The following is a 19,344-nucleotide window of genomic DNA, read 5'->3' as shown; positions in this document are numbered from 1 at the left end:
TCGTTGAGCAGGGTTTCTGAATTTGGTCGGTGATAGAGGATTCGAACCTCCGACCCCTTCGTCCCGAACGAAGTGCGCTACCAGGCTGCGCCAATCACCGAATGCGGGCGCATCTTACTGCTCAGGCGCACGCCCGTCAATCCCTTAGTCGCAAAATACAATTCAATCGGCGAGAAAGTCGGCAGACAACCTACTTCGCGGCGACTTTCTGCGCATCGGGAATATGGCACCAGTTGTTGTTCTGGTTAATGCCGCCATCCGGCGATGTATACCCCAGGCAGCCCATTATCGTATCGTACAGCTCCACATGACGACGCGGCACTTTGATCTCCGCCTGCTGTTTCAGGTGAGCGAACATCTGCGCATGTTGCGGACTGGCAAGATATTTATCCGACATCCATACCAGCATCGGAACACGGAATTGCTCCGGCGGCGCCATATTGCGCGGCGTACCGTGCAAATGTTCGCGTTCGTTAATCGACTCGCCGTGGTCAGCCGCGTAGAACACAATCGCTTTTTTATCACGCAGCTGATCGAACACACTGGTAATAAAGTGATCCACATAGGTCACGGAGTTATCGTAAGAGTTGATCATCTGCGCTTTCGTGCAGCCGCTATCGACCCCAATACATTCGGGCTTCCACTGAGCGTAGCTGCGCGGATAACGTTGCGTATAGTTAAAATGCGACCCCTTAGTATGCAGGATAATCAGATGCTTACCCTCAGGATTCTGGGCAAGCGAGTTCTGCATCTCATCAATCAACAGCATGTCATCAACCGTTTTACCGCGGTTACGCGGCTCGGCGCCGATCTGCTCGCGGTAGGAGATATTATCCGCCATGGTATTGCTATAGAACCACATCTCGCTCTGCATGGCGTACAGATCGGAACTGAATCCGAGCTGTTTGAGTACGGCAAAAACATTCTGCTCTTTTAAGGTACGCTGCGGGTTATTATCCGCCCCACCTTCCCGTACAAACATACAGCGTAAAGAAAGCTTCGTCGCGGTATCGCAAGAATAGCCGCGGAACGCCGCCAGATTTTTTTCCTGCGCCAGCTTAGGCGTGGTATTACGCTCGTAGCCGAAAATCCCCATGTGATCCCAACGGGTCGTCTCACCGATAATGAAAACGACGTAGGTGTCATCCCCATCCTTCGGCGCAACATAGGTAAATTTCCTGGCCGGGTTTATTAACGAATTATTGTCCGACGACTCATCTACCTGCGCCCAGGCATACAGCCCTAACGCAGATAACCAGTTTGAAGGCAGATAGGAGTTCGCCACCACGCCGCCATAGCTGGGTAAGTCGATACCTGTCGCCCGTTCAACCTTTTTTTGCTGTATATCCAGCAGGCGGATAGGCGCCCACACCATTACGCCTGCGAGTACCACTACAGCGGCGCTGCGAAAACGCTGCCCCGGCGTACGTAGCTGGCGCAACAACGTGTAGCGACAGTGGTTACTCCAGATAAAGATGAGCGGAAGCACGCTCACGGCAATCAGCCACAATACGAAGTGCAGCCCCACCACCTCTTTCGAAAGATCGATATCGGTGGTCATAACAGACGCAATAATGCCGTAGCCAATCACCACGTTCAGGAAGGTCATGTAATAACTGGCGCCAGCGGAAAACAGCACCACCAGCGTGGCCAGCACACGCCAGACGCGTCGGCCAAACAGTGAAAGAAGACGAAGTAAGAAGAAAGTGACCAGCACCGTGGCGCCAAGTTCGACAACCGCGGAAAGGCCTTTCCAAATGGTAAATTCTTGCGCATAACTGCCGAAACGGCGGTAAAACACGGCGCAATTCATAAACAGACCGATATAGAGCGCAAGCAAGAAACTAAGTTTCTGTTGCGTCATCGATTTAATGTATCTCATGCAAACAAACCCTGGGAATCGGGATAAAAACGACCTGTACAACGATTCTTTAATCAAACAGGTAAATATGCGGCTAACGCAGATGTAAGAAAGTCTACAAGCACGGTTAAGTAGACCACAAGCAGAGGGGAAAGTGGCAACGGAGAGTGTGATCGGAGAAGATTTTTACAAAAAATCACTAAAAATGGAAAAGGGCCAGCGAACTGGCCCTCAGTGATTATTCGTATGTGACGCTAAAATTCACCGTCGCATTCGCTGGGCCAACGGTGGCATCCGGCTTAACAGGCACATAGCTGGCGATATAGTTCAGCTTGTTCGTACCATCAAACCAGACAGTGTGTTCGACAGGCGTAGAGTCGGTACTGGAGGGGTATTGTTGCTCCCCACCAGATGTTTTAATTTTTAACGCCACGCCCGTCGCGCCGCCGCTATCCAGGGCAAAAAGCGAGGGGTCAGTCGGGTCTGGAGAACCGTCCATCGTAACGCTGGCCTTTGTGGCATACGCGCAATCTTTTAAGCCGATGCTAAAGTTTTTCTGGTTCAGCTCTTTACCCACTTTTACCGGGCGCTGAAGCACCACAGTCTCCATATTGACGTCGATACTGTCGTTTTCCAGTTCACAGGTAGCCGCCTTAATAGTAATGGTAAAGTGGATATCACCAGCAGAACCGATATTCGACGGTGCCGCCATCGCGGAAGTGGTAAGCAGTAAACACGCTGGCATCAAAGCATGAAGGTTTTTCATCCTGCTTACTCCACATCAATACGCATGGTGGCAATTCCCTCGAAATCCCCGGCGGCCGGCAATTTGCCGGTGGTACTAATGGGGTAAGCCGAAATGGTCGTTGAGGCGGTACGGTGCGTGTCGTCAACAAGACCCGATACGCTCAGCTCCTGATTAACACTGGCGTCATTTGGCACCAAAATTTTACCGTTAGCGCCCTCAATGATGGCACCGATATCCGGGTTGCCCATGTCGATGGCATTCGAATCATTAGCGTTTGGCGTTCCCTCAATACGCAGGAAGATCTTTACGCCATCGGAAATATTGGTGCATTTAAACTGCAGCTCTTTGGTGAATTTCGTGGCGTTCTTTGCAACTTGTCCTTTGCGATCTTTAAAATCAGTGGCCTTAAATTCCCCAAACGGAATTTCCAGCGTGCTGCCGCTGGAGAGCTCACAGCCCTGTGGAACAATGATGCTCCCACTTAAATATACGGATGCCAACGGACTGGCATTATAAACGTCTACTTTGTGGGTTCCAAACAAGTCCAGTATCTTTGTACTCGGTATTTGCAGTTCACCGACAAATGGATGATTAATATAAAGAGATAATTTTCCTTTGCTTCCTGTTGTAAACCGTACATCACCCACAGTGCAGCCTGCTCTGGCGGCGGACAGATTATCTAAATTAGAAAATGGCGCTGTTTTATAATCCTGATAGTGTCCCTGAACCCAAACATCGACTGAAATCTGGATATTATTATTGATAATAAAATATTGGCGTTCGCCTTCGCTGTGGCCAGGAGCGAGGGGGGAAGTAGCTTTATAATATGTCGATGCCGTAGCAGTCCCCTCTGGACATTCACAAACAGCATCGTAATCCCCCCCTAAATCCCACGACCAAAAATCACGGAAAACCATACCTGAGGCATTCTTGGACGTATCGGTGATGGTTTTATTCAGCGTGGCCGAAAAAACATGAGTCCCGCCGTCAGGCGTACACGCCCCCCAATCCGCTGCCGCCAGCGCCTGGCCAGAAAACAGCACCGACCCGCCCAGCAGGCCCGCAAACATCATCAACTTTTTCAACATAATCGTTTCCTTCCCTGTTACCGGCAGACGGCATTCGCCATCACCACGCCGGTATTATCCTGTTGTTCCGGCAGCGTAAACGCCACGCGGCATTGCTGTGCCTGGTCTTTACCCCAGTTCACCTGAAGGGCACCTTTCTCCGGCATCCCGCTGATATAAAGCTGACCGTCTTCACCCACGATACTGCTGGACTCTTTTGTGGTATCCAGCAGCGTGGCGGTAGCACCAAACGGCACCGCTTTGCCATTGGCCTGCGTCAGGTTCATCAGCACGCGATAGCCCACTCGGGTATCGAAGCGGGCACGAACAATCGCGCCGCGCGTCGGCACTACGTTGACGGAGGCGGTATCCAGGTCAACCTGGTTGTTCAGGCTGTCGCTTCGCAGTGAGACTTCCGTTTCACGGTACGGAGTGAGATAAGGCACGACTGCATTACCCATCCAGTCCACTTCCACACCACCGTTGTTGATCACGTGCGCGCCGCGCGCCCCCGGTGCGGAGATAATGGCCATGGATTCACCCAGCGGTTGAGAAAGAGTGATGCCTTCGCTATGGGCTATCACACCGCCGCGCAAACCGTAGTTCACCTGCTGGCCGTCACGGTTGTAGTTGTAACCCAGACTGGCGCTACCCACGCCGCCCTGGTAATCCAGGTTCACGCTGCCGCTGTTACCCACGCCGTTGCTGCCGTAGCCTTCCTGCACGCTATAGTTCAGGTTGTGGTCTTCCAGCGCGGTGCCGCTCACCCCTAACTGCTGGTTGGTTCGACCATGCTGATCGGTCGTGAGGTGGTAGTTACTCCACACGCGTCCCAGTGGAATCGACATGGAGAATGACAGTAAACGATCGCTCTCATCCCACTCCGGGCTTTTCGTCCAGGTGTAAGCAATGCTGTAGTTCACGCGGCCAATACGGCCGTTATAACCGGCATTCAGCGAACGCTGTTTACCTTCATCGTTCCAGTAGTCCTGCTGCGTGACGTTAAAATAGACCGAGCCCCAGGCGCCCAGTTGCTGCGTTACGTTGCCCTGAATCTGACTACGTTTGTGATACTGGCTATAAGAGCTGTCCGCATCGCTGCGCACATCCGTCGCTTCCTGGAAGGTGTAATAGCCGCTGGTCGAATACTTGTAACCCAGCAGACGGAAATCGGTACCGCTGTTAAAGCTCTTGGAGTAGAGGAAACGATAAGACTGACCTTCCGAATTCTCCTCATTTGCCAGCTTGCTTTTTGCCTGGGTTACATCGATGGAGATCGCGCCGATATAGCCGAAGTTTTTACCTAATCCTCCCGCCAGCGAGTAATAGTCGTCAGAGAAGATCGCACCACCGTAAACGGTAAAGCCATACGGCAGGCCGTACATGGCATCAAGCTGCCCGAATTTCGGCTCGGCGCTGTTATAGTTCCCGGCACGGTATTCCCCGGCGGAAAGGCTGTACTTGAGATGGCCTTCACGCTGGAGGAGCGCCACCGAGGAGAACGGCTGAACGAACTTCTGCTCACTGCCGTCCGATTCTTTAATGGTGACCGTCAGGTCGCCGCTGTTTGAGGTTGGATACAGGTCGTTAATTTCAAACGCACCCGGCTGAACAAACGTACGGTAAATAACGTAGTTGTTCTGCTCAACGGTGACTTCGGCATTACTTTTGGCAATACCCCGGATGACGGGCGCAAACCCACGCTGGCTGTCAGGCAGCATCTCTTCGTCGGAAGTTAACTGCACCCCGCGCATCTGAACGCTGTCAAAAATATCACCGGCAGTGGAGGTATCCCCCAACGTCAGCTGTGATTTCAGCGGCACAATGGCACGGCTTAGAGATGTGCCAATGTTATCCCATGTGTTGTTACCGTCGTTTCGCGTCCAGGTACTATAATTACGTAACCGCCATGCCCCCAGGTTCATACCGCTGCGCAGGTTCAGATAGTAGCTGTCGCTGTTGTAGTTGGTCTCACTGTCGTGCGCGTCATAGCTGGCGTTGCTGCCGGAGAAGTTATAATCCACCAGCAGGGCATTCACCCCTTCGTCCCACTGCGATTCTGGCACCGTACCGCGCGCTGTCTGCTTCATCGCAGCCTGCGGGAAGCTCATGATCAGGGTCTGGTCTGCAAAATCGAAATGGCTGGCGGCCTGGGGAATAATGTCGTCAAAAGCAACACAGGCTTCAGGCGGGGCCATTTTCAGCGCCGGGAAGCTATCAATACGCACGCCCATATCTTCAAGCTGCACGCGGCTTAAGCACGGCACCAGGGATTCACCCATTTTTGCGCGCTGCGCCTCTGTCGCTGCCTTAAACTCCAGGGTGCGAGACTCCATTTTTTTTTCGTTGACCACCACCGAGACGCGGTATTTACCTGGCAGGTGTTCAGCTTTATTGGATTCATACATTGAAAGGTCAACGTGCTGATCAATACCCGGCACATCCTCCAGAAAGCGCGGGTTAAATGTTCCCGCATACGCGGGGAGCGTACTCGCTATCATCAGCGCAAGCGCAGACTGCGTGAAACGCGAGGTCTTATTGCCCAGAGGAAGATGCGTCCATGTCATAGTAATAATCCTTTAAAACGTGTTAGTTAACGCGCTGTGTCAACATGTCGCCAGCCGTGCCAAAGTCATTAATAATGTTGTATTTAACTTCGCTTACCTTGCCGGTGCCGGCTGGCAGTTCAATATTCAATGAGCCTTTTGCCGGAACCATTCCCGTTTTTTCAATATCACGGCCGTTGGCATAAAATTTATTAAACGTCAGGTTAAAGGCAGATGGGTTTTCCACTTTGATCTGGTTAGCCCCTGCGCTGGTGAACTGCAGTTTGTTCCAGCCGTCCATGCTATTGCCTTTCAGGCCCGCCGGACGATAGAACAGTTTTAAGCGGGTACGTACGGCGATCTGCAGTACGTTTTTAGCTTCCGCGTCTTCACTTTTGGCAGGAATAGCTTTTACGTTAATCCAATAAACGGACTCGCGATCCTGCGGTAACGTGCTCGTCGTATTAACAATACGTAAAACGTTATTTTTAGTCGGGCTTAATTTAAATAACGGTGGAGTGATGATAAAGGGCGTCTTTTTATTACCGTTAGCATCATCAATCCATGACTGAATGAGAAATTCATCCGTGGTGCTTTTATTATTTACCGTAAGAGAAGCTTCCTTTCTACTACCGTCATAAATAACACGCGTGCTGCTTAATGCCACGCCACCGGCAAAACTGTTTTGAGCAATCAGCGCCAGCACCAGTGCTGTGCAAGATATCAAACGTGAGCGGTTCATGATTCTCTTCCTGAGCCTCCGCTGGAAAAAATGGCAACGGGATTTCCGTTGCCATTATGATTGACTGTATTAACGAAAATTCGATTATTCGTAGGACAGGTTGAAGTCCACTTCTGCGTTACCGTAACCAGTGGTTACAGCATCTTTTGTTGCAACGTAGTTAGCGGTGTAGTACAGCACGGTCTGACCAGCAGCCAGCGTAGTGGTGGATTTACCGGTGTTCATTTCAACAAGCTTGTTAGCGTTGTCGTAGATACCGATGCCCACGCCAGTTGCCGCACCTGCTTCAGTGTTAACAGAAACCAGTGTCGCGTCGTCTGCATCTCCAACGCCAGCGAAGCTCACGTTAACTTTGGTTTGAGAGGTGATGTCACAGTCTTCCAGTTTGATTTGGAAAGGCTTGGAAACAGATTTATCGCCAATGGCTTTGAAGATATTTTTCTTAACCTGACCCAGCACAACTTCCTGGTTCTGAGAGTCAGTAGAAACGACGCATGGCGCGTCAACGATTTCACCGGTGAATTTAATGGTGCCGTCACCAGATTCAGCAGCGAAAGCAGAAGTGGAAACTACAGCGAGAGCAGACAGAGCAAAAACAACTTTTTTCATTAAAAACTCCATTTATGACGGTAGATAACAGAACGCATCCTTAGGATTATCTGCATTCTGTGAGGAAATGGAGTGTATAGAGGTGGGTATTGGATACAATAATTAGTATATATAAAAATAATTTTTAGTTAATCTTAAAAAAAATAGAAATCAATATGTTACAAATGTAACGTACATAAATGTAAATTTTTATTAAGAATAAATTAATATAATTAATATATTATTTCTTCCTATTCATAAATAAGTTAAATGCCTTCCTTATTTATTAGACGTTTTTTTAACTACAATTGATTAGGCATTTGTGCTAAATAAAAAAAATAGCACCAAATGGGTGCGCTGTACGCCTGGTGTTGCATGTGTTACGCAGACGCTTCGCTAACCCCCTCCCGCTGCGGCTGGCGAATAGTGGTGGAAACTGCCAGCGAGATGATTAACAGCGCAAAGATAACGCAGAAGGTTAGCACCCTACTTCCGCCACAAGATCTGTTATCACAGCGTTTCGATGGTAGTTTTTAAGTTAAAACCTGGCGCTCACCCCCAGGGTATACAAATAATCGCTATCCGTAGCGCTATTTTCCGCCTGGGAAAACGCCGCATACGCCGCCATGTGCGGGTTAAGTAACACGTCCGCGCCTACGGTGACATCCAGCCAGTTTCCCGCCTGATTTCCTGCGGTCATACGACTCAACCCGGACTGCGCTTTCCAGATATTTTCCCCAAACTGTTGGTTATAGCTAATTTGCGCCCAGGGACGGACATCGCCGAACTGCGAGTTTACCCGCCAGCCTAACGTACTGACGCTGGCGTGCCATAACGGATCGGTAAGCGCTAATGTCGTCGCGCTATCGCCATATTCGTTATACATTGATGACGTCGAACCGTCGTAATGCAACGCCGCGACCGGCCCAGTGGTCACACGTCGGGAAAGCGGAAAATTCCAGCCCATACTGATACCGCTGGTCGCATCAAGCGGGGTTTCATCCGCCAGGCTAAGCACCGGCCCCACCGTATTTTGCGTAGACTGAATACGTTCGGCCAGTATGTCGTTGTAATTCGGTTGGTGATCGCTGTCCCAGGTATAGCGTTCCGTCGTATGCCCCGGAGCCGCTTCAGCGATATATTCTTGTTGCCAGGCATACGTGGTATTGATAAAAAACGAGCAGGCCATAAGGCCCGCCAGACAACGCAATGTCCGGCGACCACGGCGTTTTCTTACAATCATCAACGCGACTCCAGAGTAGAGCCGAATTCGGCGATATTATTGTCATTGAATGAAGGATGTCAGGCATCAGCCCTGTATTAACTATTGTCCTTTTAGCGGGCCCGTCAAGGCGGGTTGAAGGAAATTTTCGCGGTAACCACAATAACGAGGAAGTCTATGCAGCGTTGCGACTGGGTCAGCCAGGACCCCCTTTATATTGCCTATCATGATAACGAGTGGGGCGTGCCGGAAACCGATAGCAGAAAGCTGTTTGAAATGATCTGTCTTGAAGGTCAACAGGCCGGTTTATCCTGGATCACCGTGCTTAAAAAGAGGGAGAACTACCGCGCCTGTTTTCATCAGTTTGACCCAGTACGCATCGCAGCTATGCAGGAGGAGGATGTTGAACGCCTGCTGCAGAACACGGGCATCATACGACATCGCGGTAAAATTCAGGCCATTATCAGTAACGCCCGCGCCTGGCTTGCGATGGAGCAAAACGGCGAGTCTTTCGCCGATTTTGTCTGGTCATTCGTTGATGGCCAGCCGCAGATCACCCAGGCGGCCAGCCTGGATGAGATCCCTACCTCAACACCTGCGTCCGATGCGCTTGCTAAGGCATTGAAAAAACGCGGTTTCAAGTTTGTCGGTACGACTATCTGTTACTCCTTTATGCAGGCGTGCGGACTGGTCAACGACCATATTACCGGCTGTTTTTGCCATCCGGGAGAAAAACATGATTCGCAAATCCCAGAGTGAAGACATGGCGTCTATTCTGGCGCTGTGGATGAAAAGTACCATTTATGCCCATCCCTTTATCGAAGAACGTTACTGGCACGAGAGCGAAGCAATTGTACGCGACGTCTATTTACCCGCCGCGCAAACCTGGGTATGGGAGGAAAATGGACAACTGAAAGGCTTCGTCAGCGTACTGGAAGCCCGTTTTGTCGGGGCGCTGTTTGTCGCCCCCGACGCGTTAAGACACGGCATTGGCAAAGCGCTTCTGGAATATGTCCAGCAACGTTTTCCTCTGCTGAGCCTTGAGGTTTACCAGAAAAATCAATCCGCCGTAAACTTCTACCATGCGCTTGGTTTTCGTATTGAAGATAGCGCCTGGCAGGAGGATACCGCCCACCCCACCTGGATTATGAGTTGGCAGGCGGATCAAACGCCGTAAGCGGTAGCGCCGGGCCGGTATATTTCTCAAACCAGACCAGCGCGGTGTTGCCCGCACAACCGTTCCCCAGCCGGGAACTGGGAAGATCTTTTGTCAGGACGTTTACCGCGCCGTTTTTGCATATGCCGCCTGCGGTAGGTTCAGGGTCCGGCCATGCGCCTTCGTGAATACAGATAACGCCAGGCCGAATTCCGTCGGTAACGACCGCGCCCGCCAGAACCTGCCCGCGATGATTCCAGACGCGTACCGTATCGCCATCGACGATTCCGCGCGTTGTCGCATCCTGCGGATGAATCGTCACCGGTTCGCGTCCGGCTACCGCATACCGCTCCCGTAACGAACTGTAGTTAAGCTGGCTATGCAGACGGTGCGCCGGATGCGCGGAAAGTAGCTGAACCTGCCCCGCATCGGCGTTCCCGTGCCACTCATCCGGCACCAGCCACATCGGATGACCGGGACAATCCGCGTAACCATAGCTGGCAATGCGCGCAGAATAGATTTCGATTTTGCCGCTGGCCGTTTTTAGCGGATGGTTATCAGGATCGCGGCGAAAATCCGCGAAGCGCACAAACTGCGCGTTGGCGGGATTTTCCGGCATCTCCAGTAAACGGTTAGCCTGCCAGAATGCGGCAAACGGCGGCAGCGTCACCCCCTGGCTGGCGCCACGCTGGGCGGCAATATTGTAGAAAGTCTCCAGCCACGCCAGCTCGCTTTTTCCTTCGGTGAACCGAGCGTAACCGCCGGCTTCCCACCGTTCGCTCAGTTCAGCAAAAACGTCAAAATCATTCCGCGCCTCCCACCGGGGCGACACGACCTGCTTCATCGGCGCCAAATGCTGATTGCTATAGTCGCCGGTCATGGTTAAATCGTTACGCTCATAGCTGGTGGTCGCAGGCAGAACAATATCCGCGTGTTTCGCGGCGGCCGTCCAGAAACATTCCGAGATAACGACCAGTTCCGGTTTTTGCCACGCGCGAATCAGACGGTTGGTATCCTGATGATGAGTAAAGTTCGCGCCGCCCGCCCACCAGATAAAACGAATATCCGGGAAGCGGCGATCCATCCCATTGTGTTGGTAAAACCCACCGGGGTTTTCCAGCGCCTCGACAATACGCGCCACCGGTATTTTATCTACCGCATCGACCCCGCCAGGGATGCTTCCCTGCATCGAGGCTAACACGGCGGCGCGGCGCGTCGGGTTTCCGCCGTTAGCAAAATGATAAGAAAAACCAAACCCGCCGCCAGGCGTACCAATTTGCCCCAGCATTGCGGCCAGCGTAACGATCATCCAGTGCTTTTGCTCGCCGAACTGCTGACGCTGCATTCCCCAACCGGCCATCAACATGGTGGTGTTATGATGAAATATCTCCGCCAGTTCACGAATTTTCACCGCAGAAACGCCGCAAATTTCCGCCGCCCATTCCGCTGTTTTGGCCGTACCGTCGGTCGTGCCCAAAAGATAGTCGGCGAAGCGGTCATAACCCGTCGTGCAGCGGGCAAGGAACGCTTCATCCTGCCAACCGTTTTCCACCAGCGTATGGGCGATCCCCAACATTAACGCCACATCGGTGCCCATATGCGGGGCGATCCACTCCATCTTATCGCCAAAAAAGTCGACGCTTTCCGATCGCATTGGATCGATGCAGATCAGGCGTTTGCCGCTTTGTCGCAACGCCGCAAAATAGTCGAGCCCCTGTTCATCCGAGGCGTTCCAGGCAATTTTCAGAGTATTCAGCGGGTTCGCGCTCCAGAGCACCACCACCTCGCTGTGTTCCAGCACCACCGGCCAGCTAGTCTGCTGCTGGTAAACCTCGTTACCACCCACCACATAAGGCATGATAGCCTGCGCCGCGCCGGTGGAATAATCGCCAAGATGGCCGGTATACCCTCCCGCCAGCGCCATGTAACGCTGCAATAGCGTAGCCGCTTTATGCAATACGCCGTTCGAACGCCAACCATAGGAGCCAGCGAAGATGGACGATGGTCCATAACTTTCGCGAATACGTTTGTGCTGAGCGTGGATCAGATCCAGCGCGTCATCCCAACTTACGCGAACAAACTCATCCTGCCCGCGTATGCCTTGCGGCTTATCGGGAGAAGCCAGGAACCCTTTACGCACCATCGGGAAGCGAACCCGCGTTTTACTGTGCACCTGGTCATGCACAACGGTTTGCAGGGAATTTTGGTGTGCCGTCGGGAGTTCGCCATACGAGGCAAAAATGCGTTCTCCGTCGGTTTCAACGCGGACTGGCCCCCAGTGTGCGGCGGTCAATACCGAATGACGCGATGGTGCGTGGGTCAAGGTTCGCTCCTGAATTATTGGGATTATTTATTTTGCCGATCAATGTTACTTACAAATTTCAGAGTTTTCCCTGGAATTTTCTTCATGTGCAGACGTCATAATCAACCGCCACGGTCGCTGTGGTAAAAATAAAAAAGTGATAAGGATTTAAGATGAAAAAACGTGTATTTGTGATTGCTGCCATCGTGAGCGGCGCCCTGGCAGTATCTGGCTGCACAACAAACCCTTACACCGGCGAACGCGAAGCAGGTAAATCCGGCATTGGCGCGGGTATTGGATCGCTGGTCGGCGCAGGCATCGGCGCACTCTCCTCCTCCAAAAAAGATCGCGGTAAAGGCGCGCTGATTGGCGCGGCGGCTGGCGCGGCGCTGGGCGGCGGCGTGGGTTACTACATGGACGTACAGGAAGCGAAACTGCGTGACAAAATGCGGGGCACAGGCGTTAGCGTGACGCGAAGCGGCGATAATATCATTCTGAATATGCCGAATAATGTCACCTTCGACAGCAGCAGCGCGACGCTGAAACCGGCAGGCGCTAACACGCTGACCGGCGTGGCGATGGTGCTGAAAGAGTATCCCAAGACCGCCGTCAATGTGGTGGGCTACACCGACAGTACCGGTAGCCACGATCTGAATATGCGTCTGTCGCAGCAGCGTGCTGACTCCGTCGCCAGTTCGCTGATCACCCAGGGCGTCGACGCCAGCCGTATCCGTACCAGCGGAATGGGTCCGGCGAACCCGATCGCCAGCAACAGTACGGCAGAAGGTAAGGCGCAAAACCGCCGCGTCGAAATTACCTTGAGTCCATTGCAGTAAACGACAGTACCGGGTAAGGCGGCATGCTTTACCCGGCCTGCATTACTCCCTCGCCATTCCTTCTCCAGACCGGATACACGTCGCATTACTCGGTATTCATTCATTATTTACCACGACACGGCTGCCGACAGCGGGGAAATTGGCTGGTCGATGATGGCTAAACGGGTTAATAATAAGCCTGTTCCGGTTGGCGCATGCCGCGCTTACCTTTTGATTTACGGAGAGTCGCATGAAGCCGTCCATCATTCTCTACAAAACCCTGCCTGATGATTTGCTGCATCGCCTGGAGGCGCATTTTACCGTCACCCAGGTACCGAACCTGCATCCGGAAACGGTAGCGCGACACGCGCAGGCATTTGCCAGCGCGCAAGGCCTTCTGGGCGCCAGCGAAACCGTTAACCGCGCGCTGCTGGAAAAAATGCCGGCGCTACGCGCGGCGTCGACCATCTCGGTGGGATACGATAATGTCGAAGTGGACGCCCTTACTGCCCGCAAAATAGTCCTGATGCACACGCCTGCCGTTTTGACGGAAACCGTTGCCGATACGGTGATGGCGTTGATGCTGACCACTGCCCGCCGCGTGGTGGACGTCGCAGAACGGGTTAAAGCGGGTGAATGGACGGAAAGCATTGGCCCGGCGTGGTTTGGCGTCGATGTGCATCACAAAACACTCGGTATCGTTGGGATGGGGCGTATCGGGATGGCGCTGGCGCAGCGAGCGCACTTTGGGTTTACCATGCCGGTTCTCTATCACGCTCGTCGGCGGCATCAGGAGGCGGAAGACCGGTTTAACGCCCGCTACTGCGATCTGGATACGCTGTTGCAGGAGGCTGATTTTGTCTGCGTGATCCTGCCGCTAACGGCAGAAACGCGACATCTGTTTGGCGCAACACAGTTTGCCAGAATGAAATCGTCCGCCATTTTTATTAATGCCGGACGCGGCCCGGTGGTCGATGAAAACGCGCTGATTGCCGCGCTGCAAAACGGTGAAATATATGCGGCAGGTCTGGATGTCTTTGAGCAGGAACCGCTATCCGTGGATTCGCCCCTGCTGAACATGTCTAATGTCGTCGCGGTGCCGCATATTGGCTCGGCAACGCATGAGACGCGCTACAACATGATGGCCTGTGCGGTGGATAATTTGATTGATGCGCTGCAGGGAAAAATAGAGAAGAACTGCGTCAACCCGCAGGCGGCGGGATAACGCTACAGGCCCGATAAGCGCTGGCTTGCGCTTATCGGGCAGACTGTCATTACTGGGTCGCGTTTACCGCCGCCGTCCAGGCCTGATTAAACGCCTGATGCTGCGAGGCCAGCGGCCCAATCAGCGCATTATATTGGCTGGCCTGCTGTGAGGTCGGGAACTGAATGCCGTTCGCGACAAAGCTCACCTGCTCACCCTGTTGCGCAATATAATCGCCCACTTGTACCAACTGCTGCGTAAAGATCTGCGCCGCCGGGATCAGCGGCTGCAAAGCATCTGCCGGCACGGTGACCACTTTTTTGTAGACCTGATCAAACACAGGTTTCAGGTCATCGGCCTGCTTTAACGCGCCATGCGCGGCATCAGCCTGCAGTTTTGCATTCTGCAACTGTTGCGCCAGCACGCCTAACGAACCATTTGCCTGCCGCAGCGGCTCGCGTTGCGTCATATAATCCTGCGGAACGCGGATGGCGTTAACGCTATCGACCACCGGGCGCAGACCGGAATCCATCGCCTGGTTTACCTGCTGCGAGTAGCCATACAGTATCGCGTAATCAGACACGAACGGACCAAACTGTTTTTTCTGATCGGCCGTCAGCGTTGGTAAACGCTCTCCGCTACGCATTGCTGTATTCTGCAGGAAATCGACAAACGCTTTGCGCTGATCGCCTTCTTTATCAAAACACCCGCTCAGGCTAAACACCATTAATAACGCCACAACAGGCGCAAACCAGCGAGAGCAGGACTTACCTGTCGCCATTGTTAATACTCCTTTCACCCAAAAATGCGCACAACGACACCTGCGTGCCTGACGGCTTACAAGGATAGTCCAGGTCAGGCTTGCAGGATACCCTTTCCACGCGATCTTGTAGCGGAAAATTATGTTTATCTGCATCAATGCTTAATTTGTTATTTTATTGTTAATTTTTGGCCTAACACTACGATAAAAAACGCGGCAAGAAAGCTTTCCAGCGGGGGATGTAATATTTTTTTAATCTTTACAATTATTTTCTGAAAGACGGATATACCTTCCTGGATCAAATTGTTAGCGTCCTAAAAGTCGCGTAGCGTAAGGCATCGAAACGAATCGATAGCGCTTCCTGGCGGCCCGTCGCCCCCCCACCCGCAAGTTTCCCGACTATTCTTAAGAGGCTTCGATGCACTTCACGATCCCGCTGTGTGATTTACAGGAGTTCTCAATGGAATATAAAGATCCGATGTTTGAGCTGCTGAGCAGCCTGGAACAAATTGTTTTTAAAGATGAAACGCGAAAGATCACCCTGACGCAAAAACCCAATCCTTTTACCGAATTTGAACAGTTACGGAGAGGGACGGGACTAAAAACAGATGAATTCGCCAGAGCGCTGGGCGTAACGGTTGCCATGGTTCAGGAATGGGAATCGAAACGCGAAAAACCCACGCCAGCAGAGCTCAAATTGATGCGTCTGATACAGGCAAACCCACGCTTAAGTAAGCAATTGATGGAGTAATTTTTACCCCTTTCTGTTTTAACGGTCCTGCGTAAGGACCGTTTTCCCCGCCCGATTCCTGGCCTGGAGAAATAAAGTAAAATAAAAGTTGCATCGCCCGGCATTACATGAGTTAATGTGCTCAACGGTTTGACGTACAGACCATTAAAGCAGTTTAGTAAGGCAAGTCCCTTCAAGAGTTATCCATTAGATACCCCTCGTAGTGCGCATTTCCTTAACGCTTAAAAAATCTGTAAAGCACGCCATAACGCCGAAAGGCACACTTATTTTTTAAAAGGTAATACACTATGTCCGGTAAAATGACTGGTATCGTAAAATGGTTCAACGCTGATAAAGGCTTCGGCTTTATTACTCCTGATGACGGTTCTAAAGACGTGTTCGTACACTTCTCCGCTATTCAGAACGATGGTTACAAATCTCTGGACGAAGGTCAGAAAGTTTCCTTCACCATCGAAAGCGGCGCTAAAGGCCCGGCAGCTGGCAACGTAACCAGCCTGTAAGCTTAAAAAGCTCAGAATTTTGAATCCCTGCCTGATGGCGGGGATTTTTTTTATTCCAATTCCCCCCTCTCCCCCAGCATAACTTTGCATTACTTTACCCTGCGTCCCTTTGACCTTTCCCTTAGGGGAACCCCTATAGTAAGCAAGGAGATTGTTCACAAGGAATTGAAGTTATGTCGAAATCATCATGGTTATTACTTCTGGGTTTATGCGCCAGCGGCTCCGCGCTTGCGGCATCCGCAGAATCCGCTTTTCTGGCGCAACATGGGCTGGCGGGAAAAACGGTTGAGCAGATCGTGGATACGATTGATCAGACGCCGCAGAGCCGTCCTTTGCCTTACTCCGCGTCGATTACCAGTACTGAACTCAAATTATCTGACGGAGAGCAGATTTATACGCTGCCGTTAGGCGACAAATTCTATCTCTCTTTTGCGCCCTATGAATGGCGGACACACCCCTGTTTTAACCACAGCCTTTCCGGCTGTCAGGGAGAAATGCCGAATAAACCGTTCACTGTAAAAGTGACAGACAGTAAAGGCGCTGTCATCGTACAAAAAGAGATGCAAAGCTATCGAAACGGATTTATCGGTGTTTGGCTACCGCGCAATATGGAAGGGACGCTCGAAGTAAGCTACAACGGTAAAACGGCGTCACATGCCATTGCCACCAGAGATGACAGCCAGACCTGTCTGACGGAATTACCATTACGTTAAAAAAATGCCCGATAACATAATGGGTTATCGGGCCTATAAAACGCCAACAAGATAAAATTAACAGAGTGCCTTGAGAATGCATAACGCCACAAGAATGGCAGAGGGGGGCTCACTTTGTACTGACCCCAAAACCTGGACAGATTAACCGAGGCATCAGCGAAAGAGTATCCGTTTAATACATGGGCTCTTTTTTGTTTCTGGCTATAACTAAATAACATTGTCCGCAATTGGATTATCCATTCCGTTGCTTTCTTGCATCACGAGGATTCCTGTCTCATCAATATTTTGTTCGTCGTATTCTTCCTGAATCTAACCTTAGACGTTCTATCAAATTATCGCTTATAGCGATTTGAACGTAACAGTCTTTGCATTCTATTGAGGGAGCCTAAGGAACAATGTTCGCTGCTGAGTTTGTGATAATTTGAAACCATGGTGAATGTAGAAATTTTTGGCTTCTTCGGTAAGTGCATGAACCATGATTGCACGTACACCAATATTCTCGGCAACCCGATAGCAACGAAGCACTGCATCATGAAGTAAATCAGCACCAAGCCCTTTTTCATGGAATGAGAGATCGACAGCAAGACGGGCAAGTATAATGACAGGGATGGGATCTGGCATGTTACGCCGAAGATTGCCTGTCGCTTCTGTATGGTTGACGCTGCCGGTGGCCAGAGAGTAAAAACCGGCTACTTGCTTCGTGTCTTTCTTGCACACCACAAATGTTCTGGCCGCTCCGAGAGCCTGGTTTTTGAGGCCCTTTTGCTTCAACCAGTCATCAAGCACAGCTTCACCGCTGACGAACTCAGCTACCTGATGAAAAGCGGACAAAGGTTCTGGTGCTGTTACACGTCCCACTGAGGTTTCCTTGCCAGCAGTTTTTCGATAACGGGATCATCTGCGACCGGTGCATCAAGCAGATTGATGAACTCCTCATATTGCTCATCGTTAAAGTTAAATACACGGCGGTCAAGGATCACTTTCTCGGCAGCCTGGCAGGCCGTTTCCAGAATGAAATCTGTACGTGACTTGTGAAGGATTTCCGCGGCTGCATCAATGAGCGCCCGCTGCGATTCCTTAGCTCTAAGGTTAAGTTGAACATCTGATTTCATGAGACACCCCTTGTATAGCATTTGCTTTACAATGATAGCACAACCACCATGTATAGCAAACGGTATACATCAAGTCGTCGTTTTTCATTTTTTGAATACTGATGTCCGCTTTGTGCCAGCAGCGGACATTGTAAGACTCTCGGCTTCTTGTATTCAAAGAATTGCTTGATAAAATATGGACTTTGGAAATAGTCAGCTCAAAAATGAGATAAAGATATGGCGATGATTGATTTACATAGAAGAAATGTTGATCGTAAAAGAAATGAAATCGCGCGATTGATTGACCAAAAGGCCAAAGAATATGCAAAAATAACAAGCTTAAATAATAAAATTCAGTCGGCAACAAAGCAAATGAACTCATCGAAGTCATTAACAACGATTAGCAATAAGCAAAAGGAAATATACAAACACCAAGCAGATATATCTAAAGTTGAAAAGAAAATTTCAGAGTTTGAATCCAAAATATCCAGAAAAAATAAAGAATTACAAGCTGAGCAAAGAAAAATGGATAATGAGGAAGTTAAAGAATACAAAAAACGCCAACAACTTCAAGATAAATTCCAGCGCGAACAAACTAGGGCATTCAGCACTGTCAATAAAACATTGTCGGAGCACTCTGATATGATAAAGAATTTGAGTGAGTTACCTGAAGAAATTACAGTATTGTTTCTTGCATCAAATCCACAAGATCAAGGACAGTTAAGGTTAGATGAAGAAGTTCGTTCTATAAAAGAAATGATTACAAAATCACGTCACCGTGATGCAGTAAAATTGGAATCATGTTGGGCGGTTAGACCTGGTGACATTCTGCAGTATATAAATGAATATATGCCAACAATTGTACATTTTAGTGGTCACGGAAGTTCCAATGATGAATTAGTCCTTATGGATAACAACTCCAATACTAAATTAGTGTCGATGGAATCTCTCGTTCAGGCAATGAGTGTTGCAAATGACAACTTAAGACTAGTATTTTTCAACACATGTCACTCAAAAAACCAAGCTAATAAAGTAGTTGACCACATTGAATGTGCCATTGGAATGAGCGACTCAATTACAGATGATGCTGCGAGAGCCTTTTCTGCGCAATTTTATTCATCTTTAACTTTTGGCCTTTCTATTGAGAAATCATTTAATCAAGCGAAAGCAGCTTTAATGCTAGAGGGTATTTCAGAACAGAATACACCAACACTTTTTATGAAATCTGGTTGCGATGCAGCTAATACATACATTATTGCACAGTCAGATTAATCAATG

At 50.5% G+C, this 19,344-nt stretch carries 19 protein-coding genes and 1 tRNA gene; 8 read left to right on the top strand and 12 right to left on the bottom strand.

What is annotated here, in order from left to right; translation table 11 throughout:
- Nucleotides 1–23: 23 nt before the first annotated feature.
- The 8 genes from NBA72_RS08875 to NBA72_RS08840 form a co-directional block, all read right to left on the bottom strand.
- Nucleotides 24–100 (bottom strand) — tRNA-Pro (locus tag NBA72_RS08875).
- Between the two features lie 90 nt (nucleotides 101–190).
- Nucleotides 191–1,882, bottom strand: a complete 1,692-nt coding sequence (gene eptB / locus NBA72_RS08870; RefSeq protein ID WP_001269257.1) for a kdo(2)-lipid A phosphoethanolamine 7''-transferase — start codon at nucleotides 1,880–1,882, stop codon at nucleotides 191–193.
- 217 nt (nucleotides 1,883–2,099) lie between these two features.
- The gene (lpfE, locus tag NBA72_RS08865; protein ID WP_000792959.1) at nucleotides 2,100–2,627 is read right to left on the bottom strand and encodes a long polar fimbrial protein LpfE; all 528 of its coding nucleotides are present in this window, start codon (nucleotides 2,625–2,627) and stop codon (nucleotides 2,100–2,102) included.
- 5 nt (nucleotides 2,628–2,632) lie between these two features.
- Complete coding sequence (gene lpfD, locus NBA72_RS08860; RefSeq protein ID WP_023195899.1) at nucleotides 2,633–3,697, bottom strand: long polar fimbrial protein LpfD; 1,065 nt, start codon at nucleotides 3,695–3,697, stop codon at nucleotides 2,633–2,635.
- A gap of 17 nt (nucleotides 3,698–3,714) precedes the next feature.
- Nucleotides 3,715–6,243: an outer membrane usher protein LpfC gene (gene lpfC / locus NBA72_RS08855; RefSeq protein WP_000220316.1), complete on the bottom strand. Its 2,529-nt coding sequence runs from the start codon at nucleotides 6,241–6,243 to the stop codon at nucleotides 3,715–3,717.
- A 22-nt stretch (nucleotides 6,244–6,265) separates the two neighbouring features.
- A complete protein-coding gene (lpfB, locus tag NBA72_RS08850; protein WP_001082125.1) occupies nucleotides 6,266–6,964 on the bottom strand; it encodes a long polar fimbrial chaperone LpfB in 699 nt (232 codons plus the stop codon).
- Between the two features lie 84 nt (nucleotides 6,965–7,048).
- Entirely contained in the window at nucleotides 7,049–7,573 is a 525-nt protein-coding gene (gene lpfA, locus NBA72_RS08845; RefSeq protein WP_001747709.1) for a long polar fimbria major subunit LpfA, read from the bottom strand.
- Between the two features lie 517 nt (nucleotides 7,574–8,090).
- Nucleotides 8,091–8,795, bottom strand: coding sequence for an autotransporter outer membrane beta-barrel domain-containing protein (locus NBA72_RS08840; RefSeq protein WP_000637073.1), 705 nt, complete (start codon nucleotides 8,793–8,795; stop codon nucleotides 8,091–8,093).
- Nucleotides 8,796–8,951: 156 nt separating this feature from the next.
- Between NBA72_RS08840 and tag the strand changes: the two genes are divergently transcribed.
- Both tag and NBA72_RS08830 read left to right on the top strand, forming a co-directional pair.
- Nucleotides 8,952–9,533: a DNA-3-methyladenine glycosylase I gene (tag, locus tag NBA72_RS08835; RefSeq protein WP_001188416.1), complete on the top strand. Its 582-nt coding sequence runs from the start codon at nucleotides 8,952–8,954 to the stop codon at nucleotides 9,531–9,533.
- Nucleotides 9,511–9,951 (top strand): N-acetyltransferase, encoded by a 441-nt coding sequence (locus tag NBA72_RS08830; RefSeq protein ID WP_000619902.1) that lies wholly within the window; start codon nucleotides 9,511–9,513, stop codon nucleotides 9,949–9,951. The genes tag and NBA72_RS08830 overlap by 23 nt, the downstream gene beginning before the upstream one ends.
- Here the strand turns inward: NBA72_RS08830 and NBA72_RS08825 are convergent.
- On the bottom strand, nucleotides 9,920–12,253 hold the full coding sequence (locus NBA72_RS08825; protein ID WP_000148455.1) for a molybdopterin guanine dinucleotide-containing S/N-oxide reductase: 2,334 nt from the start codon (nucleotides 12,251–12,253) through the stop codon (nucleotides 9,920–9,922). The two genes, NBA72_RS08830 and NBA72_RS08825, sit on opposite strands and share 32 nt — an antisense overlap.
- A 152-nt stretch (nucleotides 12,254–12,405) precedes the next feature.
- On the opposite strand from NBA72_RS08825, the gene NBA72_RS08820 reads away from it, so the two are divergent.
- Both NBA72_RS08820 and ghrB read left to right on the top strand, forming a co-directional pair.
- On the top strand, nucleotides 12,406–13,068 hold the full coding sequence (locus NBA72_RS08820; protein WP_000747548.1) for an OmpA family lipoprotein: 663 nt from the start codon (nucleotides 12,406–12,408) through the stop codon (nucleotides 13,066–13,068).
- Nucleotides 13,069–13,297: 229 nt separating this feature from the next.
- Nucleotides 13,298–14,272 (top strand): glyoxylate/hydroxypyruvate reductase GhrB, encoded by a 975-nt coding sequence (gene ghrB, locus NBA72_RS08815; protein ID WP_001528209.1) that lies wholly within the window; start codon nucleotides 13,298–13,300, stop codon nucleotides 14,270–14,272.
- A 49-nt stretch (nucleotides 14,273–14,321) separates the two neighbouring features.
- On the opposite strand, the gene NBA72_RS08810 is transcribed toward ghrB, so the two are convergent.
- A complete protein-coding gene (locus tag NBA72_RS08810; RefSeq protein ID WP_000190524.1) occupies nucleotides 14,322–15,032 on the bottom strand; it encodes a DUF3053 domain-containing protein in 711 nt (236 codons plus the stop codon).
- A 439-nt stretch (nucleotides 15,033–15,471) separates the two neighbouring features.
- Between NBA72_RS08810 and NBA72_RS08805 the strand changes: the two genes are divergently transcribed.
- From NBA72_RS08805 to cueP, 3 genes are all read left to right on the top strand, one after another.
- Nucleotides 15,472–15,762, top strand: coding sequence for an HTH-type transcriptional regulator (locus NBA72_RS08805; protein WP_000455790.1), 291 nt, complete (start codon nucleotides 15,472–15,474; stop codon nucleotides 15,760–15,762).
- Nucleotides 15,763–16,049: 287 nt separating this feature from the next.
- Nucleotides 16,050–16,262, top strand: a complete 213-nt coding sequence (gene cspE, locus NBA72_RS08800) for a transcription antiterminator/RNA stability regulator CspE (RefSeq protein ID WP_000014594.1) — start codon at nucleotides 16,050–16,052, stop codon at nucleotides 16,260–16,262.
- Nucleotides 16,263–16,435: 173 nt separating this feature from the next.
- Nucleotides 16,436–16,975 carry a copper-binding periplasmic metallochaperone CueP gene (cueP, locus tag NBA72_RS08795; RefSeq protein WP_000047140.1) on the top strand — a complete coding sequence of 180 codons (540 nt, stop codon included), beginning with the start codon at nucleotides 16,436–16,438 and terminating at the stop codon, nucleotides 16,973–16,975.
- Nucleotides 16,976–17,347: 372 nt separating this feature from the next.
- Here the strand turns inward: cueP and NBA72_RS08790 are convergent, their stop codons facing one another.
- Nucleotides 17,348–17,833, bottom strand: coding sequence for a GNAT family N-acetyltransferase (locus NBA72_RS08790; protein WP_042948514.1), 486 nt, complete (start codon nucleotides 17,831–17,833; stop codon nucleotides 17,348–17,350).
- Nucleotides 17,821–18,108 (bottom strand): DUF1778 domain-containing protein, encoded by a 288-nt coding sequence (locus tag NBA72_RS08785; protein WP_000965886.1) that lies wholly within the window; start codon nucleotides 18,106–18,108, stop codon nucleotides 17,821–17,823. The genes NBA72_RS08790 and NBA72_RS08785 overlap by 13 nt, the downstream gene beginning before the upstream one ends.
- Before the next feature lie 195 nt (nucleotides 18,109–18,303).
- Here NBA72_RS08785 and NBA72_RS08780 point away from each other — a divergent pair, with 195 nt between their 5' ends.
- Nucleotides 18,304–19,338: a CHAT domain-containing protein gene (locus NBA72_RS08780; protein ID WP_039519754.1), complete on the top strand. Its 1,035-nt coding sequence runs from the start codon at nucleotides 18,304–18,306 to the stop codon at nucleotides 19,336–19,338.
- The last annotated feature ends 6 nt before the right edge of the window (nucleotides 19,339–19,344 follow it).

The organism is Salmonella sp. NW1250 (genome assembly GCF_051812965.1).
GTDB lineage: Bacteria > Pseudomonadota > Gammaproteobacteria > Enterobacterales > Enterobacteriaceae > Salmonella > Salmonella enterica.
Note: the sequence above shows the minus strand (reverse complement) of the source record. Positions and strands in the feature narration are given on the sequence as shown.